17 protein-coding genes are annotated in these 19,550 nt (G+C 60.9%); all 17 read right to left on the reverse strand.

The window, feature by feature from the left end; translation table 11 throughout:
* Positions 1 to 38: 38 nt before the first annotated feature.
* The 17 genes from mobF to YH64_RS16505 all read right to left on the reverse strand — a co-directional run bounded on the left by mobF (position 39) and on the right by YH64_RS16505 (position 19,457).
* Positions 39 to 2,945 carry a MobF family relaxase gene (gene mobF, locus YH64_RS16425; RefSeq protein WP_046804262.1) on the reverse strand — a complete coding sequence of 969 codons (2,907 nt, stop codon included), beginning with the start codon at positions 2,943 to 2,945 and terminating at the stop codon, positions 39 to 41.
* A gap of 56 nt (positions 2,946 to 3,001) precedes the next feature.
* Positions 3,002 to 4,630, reverse strand: coding sequence for a type IV secretion system DNA-binding domain-containing protein (locus YH64_RS16430; protein WP_046804261.1), 1,629 nt, complete (start codon positions 4,628 to 4,630; stop codon positions 3,002 to 3,004).
* 479 nt (positions 4,631 to 5,109) lie between these two features.
* A complete protein-coding gene (stbB, locus tag YH64_RS16435; RefSeq protein ID WP_046804260.1) occupies positions 5,110 to 5,817 on the reverse strand; it encodes a StbB family protein in 708 nt (235 codons plus the stop codon).
* A 10-nt stretch (positions 5,818 to 5,827) separates the two neighbouring features.
* Positions 5,828 to 6,259: a hypothetical protein gene (locus tag YH64_RS16440; RefSeq protein WP_046804259.1), complete on the reverse strand. Its 432-nt coding sequence runs from the start codon at positions 6,257 to 6,259 to the stop codon at positions 5,828 to 5,830.
* 40 nt (positions 6,260 to 6,299) lie between these two features.
* Complete coding sequence (locus tag YH64_RS16445) at positions 6,300 to 7,181, reverse strand: hypothetical protein (RefSeq protein ID WP_046804258.1); 882 nt, start codon at positions 7,179 to 7,181, stop codon at positions 6,300 to 6,302.
* A 734-nt stretch (positions 7,182 to 7,915) separates the two neighbouring features.
* Entirely contained in the window at positions 7,916 to 8,965 is a 1,050-nt protein-coding gene (locus tag YH64_RS16450; protein WP_143215407.1) for a helix-turn-helix domain-containing protein, read from the reverse strand.
* A 64-nt stretch (positions 8,966 to 9,029) separates the two neighbouring features.
* Entirely contained in the window at positions 9,030 to 9,299 is a 270-nt protein-coding gene (locus tag YH64_RS16455) for a hypothetical protein (RefSeq protein WP_046804256.1), read from the reverse strand.
* A gap of 294 nt (positions 9,300 to 9,593) precedes the next feature.
* Positions 9,594 to 10,613: a P-type DNA transfer ATPase VirB11 gene (gene virB11 / locus YH64_RS16460; RefSeq protein ID WP_046804255.1), complete on the reverse strand. Its 1,020-nt coding sequence runs from the start codon at positions 10,611 to 10,613 to the stop codon at positions 9,594 to 9,596.
* A 118-nt stretch (positions 10,614 to 10,731) separates the two neighbouring features.
* Complete coding sequence (virB10, locus tag YH64_RS16465; RefSeq protein ID WP_046804254.1) at positions 10,732 to 11,898, reverse strand: type IV secretion system protein VirB10; 1,167 nt, start codon at positions 11,896 to 11,898, stop codon at positions 10,732 to 10,734.
* Positions 11,895 to 12,713 carry a TrbG/VirB9 family P-type conjugative transfer protein gene (locus tag YH64_RS16470; RefSeq protein ID WP_046804253.1) on the reverse strand — a complete coding sequence of 273 codons (819 nt, stop codon included), beginning with the start codon at positions 12,711 to 12,713 and terminating at the stop codon, positions 11,895 to 11,897. The genes virB10 and YH64_RS16470 overlap by 4 nt, the downstream gene beginning before the upstream one ends.
* Positions 12,710 to 13,297 carry a hypothetical protein gene (locus YH64_RS16475; protein ID WP_082134435.1) on the reverse strand — a complete coding sequence of 196 codons (588 nt, stop codon included), beginning with the start codon at positions 13,295 to 13,297 and terminating at the stop codon, positions 12,710 to 12,712. The genes YH64_RS16470 and YH64_RS16475 overlap by 4 nt, the downstream gene beginning before the upstream one ends.
* A gap of 5 nt (positions 13,298 to 13,302) precedes the next feature.
* Positions 13,303 to 13,998 (reverse strand): virB8 family protein, encoded by a 696-nt coding sequence (locus tag YH64_RS16480; protein ID WP_046804251.1) that lies wholly within the window; start codon positions 13,996 to 13,998, stop codon positions 13,303 to 13,305.
* A 601-nt stretch (positions 13,999 to 14,599) separates the two neighbouring features.
* The gene (locus tag YH64_RS16485; protein ID WP_046804249.1) at positions 14,600 to 15,493 is read right to left on the reverse strand and encodes a type IV secretion system protein; all 894 of its coding nucleotides are present in this window, start codon (positions 15,491 to 15,493) and stop codon (positions 14,600 to 14,602) included.
* Complete coding sequence (gene virB5, locus YH64_RS16490; protein WP_052945989.1) at positions 15,493 to 16,242, reverse strand: P-type DNA transfer protein VirB5; 750 nt, start codon at positions 16,240 to 16,242, stop codon at positions 15,493 to 15,495. The genes YH64_RS16485 and virB5 overlap by 1 nt, the downstream gene beginning before the upstream one ends.
* Before the next feature lie 2 nt (positions 16,243 to 16,244).
* Positions 16,245 to 18,731: a VirB4 family type IV secretion/conjugal transfer ATPase gene (locus YH64_RS16495; RefSeq protein ID WP_046804248.1), complete on the reverse strand. Its 2,487-nt coding sequence runs from the start codon at positions 18,729 to 18,731 to the stop codon at positions 16,245 to 16,247.
* A complete protein-coding gene (locus tag YH64_RS30800) occupies positions 18,728 to 19,129 on the reverse strand; it encodes a type IV secretion system protein VirB3 (RefSeq protein ID WP_082134434.1) in 402 nt (133 codons plus the stop codon). The genes YH64_RS16495 and YH64_RS30800 overlap by 4 nt, the downstream gene beginning before the upstream one ends.
* A 1-nt stretch (position 19,130) precedes the next feature.
* Positions 19,131 to 19,457 (reverse strand): TrbC/VirB2 family protein, encoded by a 327-nt coding sequence (locus YH64_RS16505; RefSeq protein WP_046804247.1) that lies wholly within the window; start codon positions 19,455 to 19,457, stop codon positions 19,131 to 19,133.
* Positions 19,458 to 19,550: the final 93 nt, after the last annotated feature.

Genomic DNA, 19,550 nt, shown 5'->3' on the forward strand with positions numbered 1-19,550 from the left:
TGGATGCGCGGCGGGCGAAAATCGCCCACGTAAGTGACCTAACGTTGGAGTGCGCTGTCTGTAACTTCCTTGCCTTCGGAGCTAGCTATCATTCGTGATGGCGTATCCTTGAGACGCCATGGTCGTGTCGCCTCAAGTCCGATATCGAGTGCGGCCGTCTTCTCCTCTAGCCGGTTCACTGCACCGGACAGCTTTGCGGCATTCTCGGTATAGATTTCCGTGTGAAAGCGTGCCCTGGAAATCGCTACATAGTAGACGTCGCGCTGCGTGGTGCGGCTAAAACTCTCAGAGTTGATCAGTGCACGATCGCATGTCAGTCCCTGCGCGCTGTGGCTCGTGGACGCGTAGGCCCGATCTAGATGCAGCGGCGCTGTTGCCGCGTTCATCGTGATTCGTCGGCCGTTGCCGCCGATGGTGACCGTTGTGGGCGTGACGGCGAGCACTTCAAACCGATCACCGTTGGCCAAATCGAGGGCCGCGTTGTGCCTCGTCGCCCGAACCCAATCGCCGGCGGATAATTCTGCCTTGACCGGTTCGTAGACTGACAGCTTGGCGGCGCGAGCAGGATTGAAGGTGGTCCGGACCTTACTTTCCATATGCTCAACGACTAGGTCATTGGGCTTTCCGGCAAGCGCGCCGATAACGCGGTACATCTCGCCTTGCCGCAAATTTCCGGTTTTGTAGTCCCGCTCCGGCTGCACAATATCCCCAGCGACGAAGTACTTGGCCACTCGCCGTTCTGCCTGCGTAGTGTCACGTCGGGTGAGCATCTTGAATTCAAAGCCGCGGCCGCCCAGGCCGAGCGCCTGGTGGGTAGCCTCGTTCAACGCATTCCGCGAATCGTTCGTGCCGGTCACGATAAGCGTCTCCCGCCGCTCATCGTCGTTCAGCGTTGCGTATCGGGTCGCTATGGCGTCATATCGTTCGCCGTCGTCCTTGATGGTGTGCACGGCTTTCAGCTTCTGATCTAACACGCCAAGGGAGGCCGACGCCTGACCCTTTGCCGCTAGTTCCACCGCAGCCTTCAATTCGGGGGACTTCTGCCGAATGATGTCGCCCATTAGGGCCGTAGCCATGCCAGCGACTTGCAACTGGTGAAACGGGCGGCCAGCCTCGATGGCCTTGGTTTGGCCCGTGTCGCCCAGCATGACGATGCGTGCGTCGTCAGCCTCGGCCATTTTCATCAGGCGTTCCATGAGGCGGGCAGGGACCACGCCCGCCTCATCGATGACCAGGACGGTTTTCGGGTCGAGTTTGAAGCGGTCCTTCTGACGTGCCTCCAGAACGGACGCTACGGTCCTGGATTCCATTCCAAGTTCCCGCAAGGCCTCGATCTGCTTGCCGTAGGACGCCACGGCCTGGACCTTGAAGCCAGCTGCTTCAGCGGCCTCCTTGACCTGGGCCAGCATGTGCGACTTACCCGTCCCCGCCAGGCCTTGGACGCCGATGAATCGGTGTGGCGTACTGAGGATCAGATTGGCGGCCGCCAGTTGGCCTGGCTTCAGCGAGCGGCCAGCCATAGCGCCTTGGGCCGCTTGAATATCCAGGATTGGCGCGACCTGGTCACGCCCCTCGCGCTCGATCTGGAGGATTCGCTTTTCGCGCTCCCGTGCCACCTGTGTGGTGTACCTTGCGCCAGTCGGAACCAGCTCGCCTCGAGCAATCGAAATGCGGATTTTTTCTTCCGCATGTTTTTTGCTCATGCCACCGACGACTAGGGCGGCGACCAAGTCCGACCGTGATTCGCCGGCACCGTCTTTGTCCTTCGCGTGCCGGTACTGAATCGTCCCAAGGATCAGATGGCCTTTATCAAGTGAGCGCTTGACGGCCGATTTTAGATCGCCCAGCTTTATGCCCATGCCGTGCGAACGGTGCAGTGCGGTCTTGAGCATCTCTTTTCCGTCCATCACGGATTCGCGTTCGGTGTGGTGCTTGAGCGCCCACCGAAGACACTCGTCGGCAATCAGAGCAGCCGCCTCCGGCGTCAATTCCTGACGGGGCGGCTTGCCGCTTTCCAATCCGGCTTCCTTTTCCAATGGTTGTTTTGCTCCATTGAAATCAATGCCGAATTCAGTCGCCTGTCGTTCCCAGTCACGCTGAAGCTCTTCGCGAGAAATTTCGGGTGCCTTGTCCAGGCGAGTTTTGAGGGCGATAGTCTGCTTGAGCGCTCTGCTCGCAGATTCGCGAGTTTCACCCAATGCCGCCAGTTCGGCATTGATGTCCTGCGAACGCTTGGAGAACCCTTCGATGTGCTCCCGAGAGATATGCGCGAGTTCGAAGCTCTTGCCCTCGTAGCGAATTTGATGGCCGGACTTCTCCAGGCTGCTGGCCAGCTCGGCGTGATACACCGATTCCACCATGGACTTCAATCGATAAATCTCGTCGTTTGATATAGCGACCCAGCGCCCATCGGCACGTTGGGTGAGGTTCATCAACAGTGCGTGGGTGTGCAGCTGGGGATCCGAATAGGCACCGTCCGTTGGCCTGGCCGTCTCATGGCGGAACTTTGCGATCGCCGCGTTGCCTGTGCGCTCCGTAGTCGTAATCCCCTTTTCAGTCTGGCGGGCGCGCAACAGCTCATGTTCCAGAAATTCCAGCGCCTTGCTCACCGCGTAGTCGTGCGCCTCGATTACCGAGGCATCCTTGCCGGCCAGCGCCTGGATGCTGATGCTCTTGGGCGGAGAGAACGTCATATCCAGCGCCGCGCGTGCCTCAGCATCCAACCTGATAGAGCGCGATAGTTTGACGTCTGGACCAAAGTCACCGCGCAGCGCACGCAGAAATTCCTCCTGTTGAACCGCGCCGGTAAGCCCTAGTGCGTCGGCCGCCTTGCCTTGCCATTGCGCGGCCGTGCCATCGCGACTGTAGTAATCGTCTTTCTGGTCCGCGTAGTAATGCGACGCCTTTGTGGCGGCGCTCCGATGGATCGATTTCAAAGAGATCATTAGATTTCCAAGGCGCGCGGAACCGCCATGCAAGATGGCGGCCCGGCGTGAGATGGTTATGCGGCCATGGTCGGGTCTTCAGGCAGGCCGACTTGGGTCCAAGGCTGCGGCTGGGAAACATTCCCGTGCGCGACCTGGTGAGCAGTCTTGCGCTTGGCCTCAACAAAGGGTGCATTGCGGATGGCGTAGTTGCGAGGCTCGAGCACGAACTTCGCGATCGGCCGGTCTCCGGAGAACGCAATCCAGCCGGTTAGGTCAGGAAGGGCCTGGACTTGCGCCGGAGTTACAACCCGCTCCGTGGATCGCACCAAGCGCTCGCTGGTGTTTCGTGCACTACCGGGGTTGCGGCTGTCCGTGTATTCGGGCCGAGCGACCTCATGTTCTCCCAGCGCCAGTGACATTGCTTCAGCGGTTTCAGAGTCCGTCTTCGATCCGCCCAGGACGACTAAGGAGCGGAAGCTCGCGCGCAACGTCGTCGCCTGTTCCTTGCCATAGATGTCAGTAAGCTGCGAGACTGACTGGAGGCCAGCGATTACCCGAACCCCATGCTTTCGACCTTTGGTGAGGACGTCCTGCAGCGAGGCAAGCTTCTCCAAAGAAGCGAGCTCGTCCAAAGCCATCCACCATGCGATGGCCTCGCTCTCCGGCAGTGACAGGGCAGACGAGCCAAATACGTCCACCCAGGCAGAAACGAGTGGCTTCATGGCTTCCTTCATATCCTCGCGCCAGGTGATGAACAGCGATCCTGAACCGTTGTCCATCCAGTCACGAATGCTGAACTTTCCAGCCGGCATGCTCATGTGCTCAGCCAGATACTTCGAAAGCACAAACCGAGCGCTGGTCAGTGCTTTGCTGGCTTCTGTAGAACCTGCGAACAAGGATTCGGCCAGCGTCCCGGCGAGGAAGGTCCGTAGGTCTTTGTCTGACGCAATCGTGGTCCATCGGAATAGCTCCTCAACGGACGGTGTTCCTAGTTCGTAGAGTTTCCGTGCGGTTTCGCGCAACAGCAGGCGTCCATATCCGTTCCACTCCTCCGCGTTGGCATCCGTGCCCAATGGGACAATGGAGAATGCAAGGCGCTTCCAGTCATAGTCCGCACGAACTTCATTGAAGAACGACCATCCCTCAGTTCGTTCGTCATAGGGGTTCAGAATCACGTCTCCCGGCTGCCCATACGTGCTGTAAAAGGTCCCATTGGGGTCTACGATAATTCCGCGATCCCCGCGCATAAGCGTGGAGAGCAACGTGCCGCGCAACAGCACCGTTTTCCCGCTACCTGTGGCCCCGCCTATCAGGAGGTGAAGGTTCTCGATCAAGGTAGGCATAGGCACTCCTGCGACATTGATCTGCTGCTTACCCCGCTCGGTGCATAGTTTCCGAAGCGTCTTGATCGGTACCGCTTCTGTGCCGCGGATGTGGATCTTGTAGCCAGCGCCGTCGAAGCCGGCCTTGGTCGCGTGCCGTTTTAGCGTGAGCGCCAATGCAAGGGCGATCACGAAGCCGATGATCGGCGCTGCGACCAAGGCGGTGTAGTCAGGCGTAGAGATAACCCAGTGAGAAAGCACCAGCCAGGTAACTTGCGAAAAGGGAATGCCTGACATGATCTTGGCCGTCAGAAGCCAGGCAGAAAGGGGCAGGAACAAGAGGACGAATTTGATGATTCGCCGGCGTATGTCGGGTGCCATGAAAGTCCTTTGGGAAAATGAATAAGGCGCCCCGGGGCGCCTTTGAGTTTTGGCCAGCGAGGGCTACTGGTGAAGCGCGAGGGCCACCAAAGCGCCGCCGAATCCGCTTCCTATGAGCGCACATACCCCGCAAAGCACGCCAGCTCGCCATGCGGCTGTGGGCAATGCTCGGGTTGCAACGCGCGTCGCGATACGTGCATCTGAGGTCGACTTTGCCAGTGTGCGGCTTGCCTCAAGAAGTGATCGGGCAGCTTGGCCACCGGCATTAACCGCCGCTTCCATGCCTGCTTGGCGCACGGTGGCTGGCAGGGCCTGCATCGCCTGGGCGATTCCCTCCTGCCGTGCTGTCAGCTGCTCCATTAGTCCGACAAGTTGAGCGCTCTCCTGCAGCATGTCGCGGTATAAAAGCTCCATCCTGCTGCGGGGGATGGCAGAGGAGGAGGCCGAGCCTTCGGGCGGATTTGCGGTCACAGGGCCTCCTACATGAAGAGCGCGTCGAATGCCTTGTCCAGTTGCTGGTCAACAGGACGCGCAAGCGACTGCAGGGAGTGCATGTCGCTGAGGTGGCTGATGAGCTTGGCGTCGTGGCGATCAGCTTCGCGCAGTTCCTGACGGTAGTTACGCGGATCGGCAAGGATCTCTCTGATCGTGGTGCGCTTGTTGGCCAGCAGATCGAACACCTCGTTTTCAAAGATCGCTGCTTCCGGATTGGCCCGGAAGTCTCCGGACTGCTGGGCGTATCCAAAGATGGCGGCGAACTCCTCACGAACGTCGGAATCGACGCGGTTGAAAAGTACCCGTATGCGTTCTGCCGGCACTCCCATCTGCGCGAGCATCTCGATTGTTTTGATGGTCTCGCGCTGCGCCTTGCCCGAAGCGACCACGGGCAGGACGTAGTAATCAATTTCCAGGTGTGCCTGGTCGTACTTCACCAGCTCGGCGAGGAAGTCCTCGATGTTCGATGCGCCGACGTCGACGATTGCGGAATCGGTCATGAGCAGCTTGCGGAAGAGCCGGCCGAACTGCCCGCCGCGCATCTGTTCGACATTGAGGCCGAGGTCCGCAGCGCTTTCGTTGGTGGATTCAACGGCGATGATTTCGGCGTCCGGGATGCGGGGAGCCAAGAGGTGGCTGGTCGTGACGGTCTTTCCGACGGAGCCGGAATAGTTGACGGTTGCGATCTTCATGCGAGAGTTCCTATTTTCTTCGGCCGAGTTCGGCCAGTTCATCGAGATCAATGTGATCGGAGGTTTTGCGAAGCCGTACAAGATCTGCCTTGCTTGTGATCGCCGGCGTCACGGGCTGCTTCGGTTGGGGGCTGGAGGACGATTGGGCGCCGGAGGCATGGTTTGCTTCAGAGTTCATCGGCGCCGGGGTGGCGGAGTCCGGGCCGATCTGACGTTTTCTCCAGCGGATCAGGGCCTTCCGAACAGACTCTGCCTTCAGTACGTGCCCTTCGATGGCAAGCGCCTCAGCTATCTCGCTGTACGGAACGCCCTGTCTTTGCAGGACGTCCAGTGTGGGAAGCAACGCGCGCAGCTTTGGCCTGCGGCTCATTGCCCCCAGGTTGTTTAGCCGCTGAACTGCGGAGGGCTGCACGTCGGGCTGCGATGTGTGTTTTTTTTCCATGATGAATCGCTACACCGTTGCTGGTGTTCAGGAGGCTTGCCTAGCGCTCGAAGGCGCCTGCGGACTTTTCAGCACCCGGCTTCTGCAATGCGGTCGGGTCGAGCGCCAAGGCGTCGACCTGGCGCAAAAGGCCGACCTTGCCGCACGGGTAGCTAATCTCGACTTCCTTGCCCACGTACTGCTGCGGGTTCGTGACGGCTAATGCTCCGAGCCAGTGGGCGACTGGCATTCCTTGCCCTGCTCTTTGATAGGCCGTGTCGCCCTCGATGGAGAGGATCTCACCGCGATAAGTCGCACCGATGTTGGGTGCCTGCACGAACTCGTTTCCGTTCTGGAGGCGCTCGGCCGCACCGAGCGTCAGGTCTGCGGCCGCGCCGTATTCCAGCAGGAGCTGGGCGGCTCGGTCGGTGGACATGACGGAATAGGACCAGCCTTCAGCATTGCGAGCATCGTCCACCACGTATTCCTTGACGAGAGCCTCGCCCAGCTGGTCGACGGCAAGCACCGTGATGCTGGACCGGTAGCCAGGGTCTTGCGGCGCAGGGTTCCAGCGCTCGGCGCGTGCCTGCTTGGGCACGCTGCCCTGCAGCGCCGTGTGCGTCTCGAGATGCGGATGGTCGTAGAAGCGTTCCGTGTCAATGTCGCGCACGGAATTGCCGTCCCAGCGCTTGAGCCCATCGGCCGCGGCGCGTTCGAGGTCGTCGTGATACGAGTCGGGCGACCAGTAGCGCGGATCGACGACGGCGTCCTCGAGCGAGGGGGCATGGACGAATCGCTCGCCGGTGCTGATGTCCGTGATTCCGACCGGCTTGCGGTCGGCGATGGCGGCGAGGGTGCGCGGGCCGTTTAGAACGGGCGCGTGATCGTGCTGGGCAGGGCGAAATAGCGACAGGACTTTGGTTTTCCAGTCGGAGATTTTCATGGGATTTCCTCGGGTGTGTGATGGTGCGAAACGGTCCAGGCCGCGCACTGTCGTGGGGTTAAGTTGACGCTGGCGGTGGCGTCCCTCCTGCTGGAGAACCGTGGGGTTGAAGGAGGGGGAGCCGCGCCCGTGGGCGGGCGCGGGGGAACCGTTGCGGTTCCCCGGGGGGTCGGAAGCGCGGACGCCGCCAGGCGGCCGGCCAGGGGGGCAGCAGCCCCCGCGCTTTTGGGGGCTGCCGATCCCCACCCGGCGGATTCGCCGGGAAGGGGACGGACCTTTTCTCCCGCTCGGCAGACACCGGCGTAGCCTCGGAGGGCTGCAGCGGTGGTGTGGCGTTGACGGTGTTCAGCAGGCAGGTCGTGGCGCTCGGGGCGGGGCGAGGCCAACGGCCCGCGACGCCCGGGGGGATGTCTTTCCCCCGCCTGGCGGCGCATTGCGCCGACGGGGAGGGGGACTGAAGCTAAGGGGTTCAGGCCGGCGCCGCAGGCGGCGGGGCGGAGGGAGCGTAGCGACCGGAGGGTAGGCGGATCGGCGTTCGCGACGAGCCAGCGCCTCGCGCGACTCTCTCTAAAACCTATAAAACCTATATATACCTATTGGGTACCGTTTTCGGTACTGGCAAAAAGCCGTTTTCGGTACTGGCGAACGAACAAATTGGGACGGGCAAAAACACTTTTCGGGCTAGGCCCAAAACTGGGACTGGTTCCGATATGGGTCCAGGCTGTGGACAACTTTTAATGGGACGGCACGAGCCCGGCGGCGAGGAATACGCGCGCCTTGAAATGGGGCGGCGGCTCGTTCGGAGCCTGCTCAACGCCGAGCTTCTTGCCGGTGGCCACGATGCCAGTCCAACTGTCCTGCCAAGCCGTGCCCACCGCCTGCGCAGCCTCCCGCTCCCGGAAAACCCAGAGCCGCCATGACTCGAACCAATCGGGCGACATGCCGAGCTCCCCGGGCCTGGACCGCATGTAGGCGCTGAAGGTGGCGGCCATGGCGTCGATCTTCTCCTGCGTCCAAAGCGGCCGCTGCTGCTGCGTCCAACTTCGCCACTGTTCCGGCAGGCTCCAGCTCGCTGGAAGTCTGGTCGGGCCAGCGCCGGCACCGCGCGCTTCGGGCGGGCGCTTTCGGCCCTTTCGCTTGGCTCCCCTGGGCGCCTTGCTGGCAGGCCTGTGCCCTGCGGCAGGGGAAGTGGGAAAGCATGCAGCTGCGAAGCCAGCCCCCGTTGCTTCGGTTGATTCGCCCACTGAATGAAAAATCCCGTCCGTCCCGCCGCAGTGCGGCGAAGGTGCGTCCCCCTTGGGAAGAGACAGCGACTCGTCAACTGTGGCCCCATCCCGCTCTGACGGCCCGCTTGGGTTGGCATTCGTCTCGCGGTCGTCGGCCGGAGATGCCGGCGGCGCGTTTCCATCGTCAACCTCAAAGCCGTCCTGCAGCGCCAGGTCTTGCTGCGCTGCCTGCGATTCGCCGCCAGCGACGGCGCCGGTAGCCGCAAGGTCGATCAGAGGGACCGCATTCGGGCACAAGCGATAAATTATGCTGCTACGGTTGTCGCCTGCACGTCGCCCTGTGTCCTGGATCGCGCCCAAGTCGCGAAGGCGGCCAAGGGCTTCGATGACCGTCTTGCGATTTAGATGCGTGACCTTGGCCAGGTAGTCGATCGATGCGAAAACCGTCCAGTGGTCGGCATCGTAACGAACGAGCTGTGCCAGGTTCAGCAACACGAGCTTGGATGAGGATTTCTGGACGTCGGCCATTCTGGCCCATTTGGATGCTTCGACGCTCATGTTCGCCCCTTGCGTTGCTGCGAGTTATTACCGGGTAATGGGTCTTGCTGGTACAGCGTGCCGGTCACGAGTCCGTCTCCAGTGATTCAGCGATGGTGCGGCGTGCCCGCAGGGGCAGGCCGTGTGCTTCATAGAACTCGCGGCGGGCCATCAGCCACGCCTTGTAGGGCCACGCGCGGCGCTCACCCCAGGGGTAGGCGTCCTTGATTGCTTGGTGGGTTTGTTCGGCGCTGAGGCCTTCGGCGCGGCAGCGTTCGAAGACGCTTTGCATGATCTTGTAAGCCATGCGGGTGCGTGCTTCCTGCGCGCCGCGTTGGCGGTTCGCTCGGGTCATGGAAGTCTCCGGGAGGAATTGACGGCGGGACGCTGCGGTCGGCCGCCGGCGGCCAAATTTTGATTTACAGCCGTTCTTGTCGTTCGATGGCGTGGATCGCGTCCATCAACCCGTCTACAAGCCGGTGCATGTCGGCAGTGGTAAGGGGTGCGGATCCAATCGGCCCGCCAAGCATCTCGCTGCACTCCATGGAAAGAAGTGCAGTGTTTCCCTTGCTGCATTCGTGGCGGAGCCGCAGAACACCTGGCAGTCCTACCGGCGATATAAACGGAAGTTCGACTTCTACAAGCGTGCTCATTGCACGCGCCCAGGGTTGAAATAGACTTGCGTCAGCTTGTAGTCGGCGAAGTACAGCGAGATATCCAGCGTGGAAAACAGGTAGCGCCGAATGGTGTCGACTTCCATCTGGTTTCCCGCCGCCGACTGCTTGACGAGCAGGGCAACGCGTTCGAACGTATCGCGCGCACTGTTGGCGTGCGTGGTCGTGACGGACCCAGGATGGCCCGTGTTGAGCGCGTTCAAGTAATCCCATGCTTCGGGACCGCGCAGTTCGGATAGGAAGATCCGATCGGGCGAGCTGCGCATGGCGGCCTCGATGCATTCTGTGGCCGACATCCGACCGGCACCTTTGCCGTAGATCATGTGCACGCGGTTGGGATGGTTGGGCAAAAAGAGTTCGTGCACGTCTTCGATGGTTAGCAGGCGTTCGAGGAACGGGACGCAGTCGATGAGACTGCGTGCGAACGTTGTTTTTCCTGAGCCGGTCTTGCCCGCGACAATGATGTTGCGGCATTGAAGGACAGCCCGTCGTAGAAACTGGAGAATGTCCCCTGCCTTCATGAGGTCGCGCAGCTCCCTGTCGTGGTCGGTAAGACTGTCGGAGTTCCCCAAGGGCCCACTCACATCGACCCAGTTGGCGAAGGCTCCTTCGGCGGCCAGCTCGTCCAGGGTCTTCACAACGCTGCTGTGCTTGCGAATGTTGATCGAAAGCGTGCTGTCGATGACCGCAGGGGGCTGGGCCACCTGCGCGCGCTCACCGTCGGGCAGCAGCAACGACATGATCGGAGTGAAATTGACGTTGTTGTAGCTGGCCATGGCTGACACCAGCGCTTCCAGAAAGCTGAAGGTCAGCTTCGGATCGTGGCGTTCGTGCCATTTCCCTTGCGAACGCGTAAAGATTACGCCAGGTCGGGTAATGGTGATCTCCCGGACGGCGTCATCTGCCAGATAGCCGGAGATAGGGCGCATCATCTGTCGCAACGCGGTGTCGCGGCCGCCCGAGTCGACGGGCGATGCACTCGACGAGTCTTTCATAGGATGCCTATTCCATGGGACAGGCCCGCCGAGACACATACTCGGACGGGCCTGGCATTGGGTTGAGTCGAAGGTGACGGCCGCAAGAACGGCGATCGCGGTACAGCCTTGCGTGCAGCTAGCGGGCGACGGGCCTGAGCGAGTAGACCGACCCGAAATCCAAATCGCGGGCGACATAGATTCCCAACCTGCCGCCCTGGTTGCGATAGAGCGTCGGCGGGATGTTGATGGTGTTATCCAGCACCGTGGTCACTGCGTTGGTAGCCGCGTCGCCCGTGGTATTGAACTGGACCTGGCTGCTGTCGCTGCTGCCACGTGAGGTGGCCCACGCGCCCAGATCGCTGATCAAGCTGACCATGATGGCCCCGCCAAACCGCTCAGCGAAGTGCGTGTCGATGAAGCCGTCTAGGCCTGCTTCGCCCAGGGAGCCGGTGCCAGGGGAATCCAGATTGATAACGACGCCCTTGGGCGTCTCCAGCCGCGACCATACGACACCGACACGTGGCTGGCCTTGTGCCAGCACGCCTTGCTGATAGCCGATGAATCGCGTCCCTTTGTCGATCAGGACGACGCGGCCGCTGGTTGAGCGGATATCGTGCGGCGCATAGCAGGCGAGCATGCCTGCCTGCGCGGTGACGAGCTTGGTTTCCTGCACGCAATCAATCATCGAACCTTGAGTGATCAACATGTCCCGATTGCCAACCAGTCCGGCGCGAGACGCTGAGAGCTTCATCGGGGCGAGCTTACTGGCCATCGGCCCGCTATCTGCTTCACGAGGCTGCTGCTGCGAAGAAGTCTCCTGGTTTGAGGACTGACCGCCTTCTCCCTTTGTGGACCGCAGCCCGCTCGCTAAGCGCCGCTGCATGATGGGGTCGACCACCACGGCTTCAGCGAGATTGGACAGTGCACCCTTCTGTTCAGGTGGGCGTGCCGGGCCGGGCACTGCCGGCGTACCAAGTGACGGCTCCGGCGGGGCCGGCGGCGGCGGCGGCGAATCGGGTCTGAGCTTCAGACCGGGAAGCACGTTCTCGATCTTGGCTTGCATCGCGGGTGCGACTTCTTCGGCGGCGGGCGTGTTGAACGCCCGCCAACCCATCGTGCCGATCACCATGCACGCCATCAGGGTCAGAAGCCACATAAAGGCTTTGGCTCCCTGTTGCATGGGCTTGGCAGTGCCCGAAAGGTCGGGGCGGCCGCGACCTTCGATATGCGCGCGGTATTCCTCGATCTCAGCGACAGCGTCAATGGTTTGACCGGGCTTTTTTCGCCCATTGAAAAGTCTCATGGCGCAGTTTCCTCACGAACGACACGCTCGACCTGCGGCGAAACCGTCCCGGTGGCCAGGCTGCGTGCAACTGGCGGTCCGTCGTTGTGAACGGCCAAGACCTGGTTGCCAATACGCAAGTGCCAGCGCTTGGCGACCCGGTGCAGCACAACGGTCTGCTCGTCCTCCATATGCCGGTTCACAATCACCTCCTGGCCGTCCGCGTCTACGAAATAGATCGCGGGCAGGTCCTGACCAGGCGCGAATCGAAGCCAAGTTTGTGCGCCGTCATCCCATGCGGCGGTCGGCGCCAAGCTGGTATCGCCGCTCATCGAGTAGGCCTGCCAGTTGATCGCGACGTCGGCGGTGGCCAGATCGCGCTGCACGCGCTCGCGCTCTTCCTGGGCTGCAGACTTCGCCTGCTCGAGCTCGGGATACCGCAGCACCACACGAAAGACGCCGCCGCTCTTACGCGCCTTCTCATATTTCAGCAGGAACGAGTAGTTCCGCTTGGTGGTGATGTAGAGGAGGTTGGTGTCCGCTTGCTCGACGATGGGCTTGAGCAAGAGGTGCTTGCCAATTTGCTGGAAGTCATACGCTGCCGAATCGCCGAAGGCGTGGGTCACATAGTCCTCGTCATCATTGAGCTGAATCTGGGTCGCGACGCCTAAGGTGGTGTCGACCTGAATGACGTCGGCGGCGTCATAGTCCGTCCACCGGATTCGCTGATCCTTGGGCGAAGCTGCAGGTCGGTCAAGCGACCAGGCCGGCGCTGCGGCCGCGCAAAGCGCGACCGACAGCACCGCCACGGCTAAAGGCCTGAAGCGGATGTTCATCGGGCGTGTCCCATCTCGAGGTTGCTCTCACGTTGGCGCGCCGACTGCTGCGTATGTTGATGGTCCATCCCCATCTCCGCCTGCTTGTCGTGGTCAGCGTCGTGCACCAGGCCCACGCCGCCTACTGCCTTGAAGGGATAGCTGATGGCGAGCGCCTCTTCCTGGCCGGTCATCTCAAAGGATCGGTTCAGCGTGTTGCGGGCATGGACGATGAGGTCCCCCGTTTCGTTGTCACGCTGGATCAAGCAGTTTGGCGTTGTGCCCACGATCGGACCCTTGTATTCGCGCCCATCTTCCGGCTGACGGATTTGCCGGTCTTGCTCGCCGTACAGCTCTACCGGCCGGCGCGCCTCACGGATGCGCTCTTCAAAGTGCTTGCCGATACGATCGGCAGCCAAGACAGGCGTGGGAAGACGAAGGTTCGCGTCCTTGTGGAGATGGTCCTTGCAGAGGCGCGCGGCGCCGTAGAGATCGCTCTTTGCGTACCGTTCGATGTCGCGCAACAGTGCCGTGCGCTCTGCGTTGCTCATGCGTCCTGCATCTTCGAGGCGGCGGGCGAGTTCGTTGATTTGTGCTTTTTGCATGACGATTACCTCAGCGTTTCGACAGCGGTCGAGTAGGAAATGACTTGAAAGCCCAGGGGGTTGTCACGAATCACGCTTTCCGGCATCGGCGCGTTGACAAACCTGTAGGCGATGGTGGCGATGAATTGCTCACTGTTGGGTGAGCGCTGGGGGCCCATCTCGCTGCGCGTGAATCGGACCGTAGCGGTCCGGTTGGGTCCCGGAGTGATCGACCGGACGTTGATGACCAGGCGGGTGTGTTCCCCATACTTTTTGTCGAGGGCTTCACGGCCAGTCCTGGGGTCGTCTTCAAACTTGGCGTGGTACTGCTGTTGCACATCCGGCGAGCTGAACAGCCCGCAGCGGTCGTACATGTTTTGCAGGGTGCGCCAGTCGTAGCCTTCGCACGACAACACGTACTGAGTGACGAAGTAGCGCGCGATCCGAGGGCCATAGTCCTCCTGTGCGTCGCCGAGCTGTGATACGTTTTCCACCTCGCCGGTCGCATCGTTGACCCGCACGACATAAGGTGGCTGGGGCGTGTAGCTCAGCATCAGTGAGGCCAGGGCGCCGACCGCCAGGAACGCCAGCACGAATGCGCCAACTGCCACGCGCCATGCTCTCGCTCTGGATGAAAGGACCTCCGTGAGGAGGTCTTGGTCCAGGCTCCGGTTTCTGTCCAGCTCTTGCTGAAGCGAAAGCTTCGGGTCTTCAAAGGACATGTCGGTCCTCCGATTGCCGAACGAGATTGAGGGGCCGCACGTTTCGTACGGGCGCAAATGGGCGAGCCGCGGCGAGCGCGGCCGAAATGGCGAGCTTCATTTGTTCTCCGAAGAGATGAGGGGATTTAAATCAGAGACGGCTGGCTAACGCGCAGCGCAAATAGAAAGGCACAGCGATTGCTGTGCCTATTGGGCATAAAGGACCGATCGGCCGAAACGGCCAGTGAATGGCAATGCTACTGCCGCGAGTCCCTTGCCCTCGCTTCAGCCGAACGCTTACCTTGTTTGCGGAGATGCTCTTTGCGCCAGTCCCATTCGTTCTTCGAAGTCGGGGTGGACATCCCGAGCAGGAACAACTGAGACGGCCACTTGAAGCAAAGATACCAAAGCGGCCGGAGAATCCAGGTCCAGGTTGCCTTCGCAAGGCTCATCCACTGGAAGGCGGATATCGGTTGCTCCGCGGGAATGCTGCTGGTTGCCGACAACGGGACATCGCGTCCCATTAGCGGGTTCTGCGAAAGAGCTTTGCCAAGTGGCTTTAGGGGGTCCATCTAGATCCTCATTCTAATAATTGGTAGAAGGGATGGCGTATAGGACTATCTTAGCCAATCTTGCCGATGAAGGGAACAGAGATTCCTCCCCCAGAGCCGGCGCCCGTTACTGCGGTGGCCACGACAGATACCTGCTCAAGCATAAATTTCGAGCACATCATAAAAAACACGATTGCGGTCAGCATGGAAAATATATTGATCTGGTCCGCTTTCGATAGATCGATTAACCCTTGCTGGAGTTGTCCGAACATTCCCATGATGAACATAAAAACGACCATAAAAAGGCCTGCGTAAATTGCATAGTAGAGGGCCTGGCCGAGCCAGCTGTGGAAGAACTGCTTGGTCGGTTCGAACAGTAGTGCGAGTATGCAAAACGGCCCCAAGACGACAACTAAGCCCATCCCAACCTTTACGGTGATTAACACCAGCATCCCAATCGCGCTCATGACCGCTGAGATGATGGTTATGATGACCGAGACAACCACAAAGACAAAGGCCTGCGCGATTTTCTTGAGACCGCCTGGGGCGCGGTCCTGCAACCGTGTGCCGATTTCTGCGCCATTGTTCGCCGCGTCGTCCATCATTTCGGATGGAGTTTTGACGGTGCCCGTGAACACCTTAGCCACGGAGGTGGGTAAGTCCAGCATGACGCCGACAATCTGCTGTTGGTACAGCCCATTTGCGCTGGCGATGCTCACGATGATCGCTATGTTGACAACTCGCCGACATGCGTGGAGGACGGGAGTTTGAATGGCGCCCGAGCTGATGAGCCACCCGTACCAGACCAGCGCGACCGACAGAGAAACGGACACGAACGGCAATAGCTTCGCGGTGACGGACGCGACCATAGGCGTGATGACGCTCGTTAGCATCTTCGTCACCGACTGGTCGATCCAGTTTGCGATCCCACCCAGACTGGCCAGACTGACCGCGGTGGTGGCCATTATCTCGCTCCAGGAAGCGGCGCACGAATTGCGCTGAGACTGAAGGAACTGTCTGCCAGCTTTTCGGCCTGCTGCTCCATCAGGGCTTGCTCGACCTCAATCTGGCGGGTGAGCATGTCGGCCCGGGTTTGGTCGGCCTGGATGTTCGCCTGCTCGACGAGCAGCCGGGCCTGCAGGTCAGCGATGGCCTTCGGATCCTGGGCCTGATTGATCTTGGCCTGGAGCTGGTCCACCTGCTTGACGCGGGCGGTCATCGCCTTCTGGGTCTGCTCCATCATCGCCTGACTGCGGACCGCGAGCTTGTCAGCGCGGGCGTCCAGGTTCTTCTTGTCCTGTTCGTAGTTGCCCGTCAACCGTTCTTCGCTCTCAATGCGCTCCACCACGTCCGAGATCCCCCCCAGCCCCCCGTTGGAGGCGCGCAGGATTTCCCGCGCGTCCGCCGGCAGCGCATCGCGGATCGCCGGGTTGTTCAGGATGTCGCCCAAGTTGCGGGTGCCCGTGAGCGCTTCGAGCTGGCGCTTCTGACTCTCGAGCTGGTTCCTGAGGACTTCGATTTGCTCGGCGTATTTCGCCAGCGTTTCGACGTGCTTGATGGCCCGGTCCGCGAGGTTCGCGCCATCGAACGTCGGGACGCCAGCCGCGTGGACTGGCACCAGGGCGTTGGTGAGCAGGACTGCGGCCATGACTGCGGTGAGCCGCGCGCGCCAGCGATGGCACAGGCGACGGTGAAGGTTGGTCGTCTTGGACATTTTTAGCTCCTTGTCGCCTCTTTGGCGGACTTGAGGTAGTGGGGCAGCCAGACCGCGGGGTCGTCACCATGCTTGGCAACTGCCGCTTCGGCGATTTCGGCCAGGTCTTCGGATCCGGAGAACACCAGCAGCGCTTCGGGACATGAGGCGAGGTCCAGTTCGGCCGTGACGGCAGACTCGTTTTGCTTGACGACGAACTGGCGGCTGAACGGCGGCAGATCCTTGACCATCTTGAAGACAGCGGGGGATAGCTTGAATCCGTCGACGTAGTCCTCTGCAGTGGCCTTGGGATTCTCGAGAAACATGGCGGTCGCAGACTGCTGAATAAGCGAGCGACCAACAGGGTTCTCCAGGATCGCAGCGGGCTCCTGCGTCGCGAAGACCAGGACTCCGTTTTTCTTGCGGACCGTGCGGCTGGCATCCTGCATCGACGCCTGGAAGTAGGGCACTTTCAGAGGGTGCTGAACTTCGTCAAAGAAAAGGGCGATTCGGCGCCCGTCCATCATCTGGTCCGTTCGATAAAGCAAGTACGTTATTGCTGCGTCACGGACGGGGCCTTGTTCGAGGAACTCCGTCAAGTCAAAGCCAAAGAGGTTGTTAGCCGCCAGGTCAAGTTCGTCTTTGGGGTTGTCGAACAACCAGCCATACTCGCCGCCTGCGCACCAGCGTTTGAGGCGCTCTTTCAGGCTCAACTGACCTTCAGGTGCAGGCGCGGCGGGGAGAAAATTAACCAGGTTGGACAGGCATCGATCCTCCAGGTCGATGTGCTTCACAAGCTGGTTGACGGCCATGGCGATTTGCTTCTGCTCGGAGGGACTGGCCTCCTCGTCCCCGTTTGCCCCCAACAGCTTCGTCATGCTGGCCATGAACGCGACGTTTGAAGCGGTGTCAGGCAGTTGCAGGTAGTTCCAGCCGGTTTTCACGCCCAGGCGCAGCGGGAAATACTTGCCGCCCATCGCCATGACGGTCACCTGCATGCCGCGATCCTTGTCGAACACGATGCCCGTGTAGTCGAACTTGCGCGCCTGGGTGATGAGATGACCCAAGAGGACCGTCTTGCCGGCGCCGGACTGGCCGATGATGGACGTGTTCCCGAGGCGGCGTTTGCCGGTTTCGTCAACGTCCTGAAGCGAGGCGTGAAAGTTCAAGTAGTAAGGCGTGCCGCCCGTCGTCTTCAGCATCGTGACCGCCGGCCCCCACGGATTGCCTGCCGGCTTTCCGAAGAGGTAGTTGTGCATCGAGGAGAAGCTCAGGAAATTCAGCGAGGTGATCGGCGCCGGGCGAGGGCGCCATTTCCAGTTGCCCGGGAACTGGGCGGCCCACGCGGCCAAGGATGAGCGATCACACAGACGACCGATGATTTCTTCGTCAGCCAGCGCGCCGCTGATACTCGCGGCCGCCCGAAGGGCCCCCTCGCTGTCATCGCCGAACACCTGGATAGTGGCGTGGTGGTCACCCATGACGAAGCGGCCTGCGGCCAGTTCGTCGCGGGCCTTCTTCAGATCTTCGATCTGGGACGCGGAGTAGTCGCCAGAGTCTTCCAGCCACTTGATTTGGCGTGACAGCGCCTTCAGCCCATCGGGCTTTGACATCGCGCCAAAGGACTGCGACAGCACAAACTCGTGCGGTTGGTTGAGCAGGCAGTTCAGGTGGCCGGCTTTGGTGTTGTTGGAGTACTCCCGAAGTTCCAGCATCACGTAGCGGCGTGTCCAGTCAGGCCCCCGCATCTCGGCGAGTTCGCCGTGCGTGGAGAAGAACTGACGACTGGTGGGCAGATAGTTGTACAGGCGCGCGTTCACCAGCGGCACCGGCTGCATCTTGCCGTTGAGCAGAAAGCCGAGGAATTCGGCTGGTTCCGAGAACCGCGATTTCCGGCGCGGAGCCTCCTCGCCGCTCATGTCGTGCGGAGACTCCTCGTCGCTCATGTCGTGCGGAGGCTCCCGCTCGACAATGGTTAGCAGCTCCGGTGAATAGAGCTTGAGCGATCCGCGAAGTTTGCGGTTGACGTCATCGAGCTCTTCGATCGCCTGGTTCTGCCACGCAAGCGCCGAGCGCGCCGTTCGCTTTTCAAAGTTGGACAGCAAGCGCAGGGCGGGATCGATCTGCGCCCGTGTCAGCACGGTCAAGTACATCTCATTGATCATCGGCGGCTTACCGGCGAAGACCTTGCGATACGCGGCATCGTGATCGCGGGAGAACTGGTCCGGATAGTCGCTTTCGGGATACTCGAACACCCTGCGACGGACAAGGTGCGACCAGATCCCGAATCCCGTTGGGAACCCCCGGAACACGTTGTTGAGTTCCTCGACCCAGCGGTAGTGCTCCTCATCGCTGTAGCCTTGAAAGGTGCGCCCGTCGATGCGCCAGACTGAGAGGTACTCCCAGTCGCGGGTTGCGATGATGGTGGGCGTGACATGGTGCGAGTAGGGAACGTACGTGCTGACCGCCGGCTCGTACGCCGGCAGCGCGACGATGGATTGCTGTTTCATCTGTCGTGAACTCCGAGCCAGCGGGCCCATGGGCGTCGCCGGCTGTAGGGTGTTGGCGTGAGGGAGATCGCGCCCCAATAACGCTTGTTCTTAGCCAAGAACTTGGTCTTGACCCAAAGCTCCCAGATCCAGAAGGCGCGGTCATCATTGCGGCTCAGAATGGCCATCACCGGATAAAGGACGGGAAAGAGCAGCCAGCCCCACAGCGTGAATGAGGCGGCAGTGACGGTCAGAAAGACCAGACCCGCAAACGCGCGAGTGGGAACCCCTCCGGGAACAGTTGCAGCCCGGGTCGCCCCTTTGAAAAGCGGAAAGCGATTTGGGGGGACGTGCGACCCGACAGCCGCTGGCGCCGCTACGGCGGGGGCTTTGGACTTTTGCTTTGGTGCGGCTGCCATGTCAGAACAGCAGCTTGATGATGCCCCCGGCGATGGCGCCAGCGAAGCAGATGCCCACCGCCCACTGATAGGCGGTTTCCTTGCGGATCACGTCGAACGAGTAAAGGATGCCAATAATGCCGGCCGAAACAAGACCAATGACAGGGATGATGAGCCACAACCAGTCCTTAGTCTTCTGGATGGCAGTGGTGGCCTTCTCGAACTGCGCCATCGCCAGTTCCGGTTGCAGCAGGAGGAGCACCGCAAGGGTCGCGTATGCCAGGGCGACAAGCGTGCGGCGGCTCTTGGCCTGCGAGTCGACAGGGGAGATATTGGATGCTGCGGTCATTTGAAACTCCAATGGGTGACGCCACCCGGCCGATAAGCGGGGCGGCATTCGTTGAGGAAGATGAGAGGGCCGGTGTTTAGCGGCTTAACACCG

The organism is Achromobacter sp. LC458 (genome assembly GCF_001005835.2).
GTDB classification, from domain to species: Bacteria; Pseudomonadota; Gammaproteobacteria; order Burkholderiales; family Burkholderiaceae_B; genus Achromobacter; species Achromobacter spanius_B.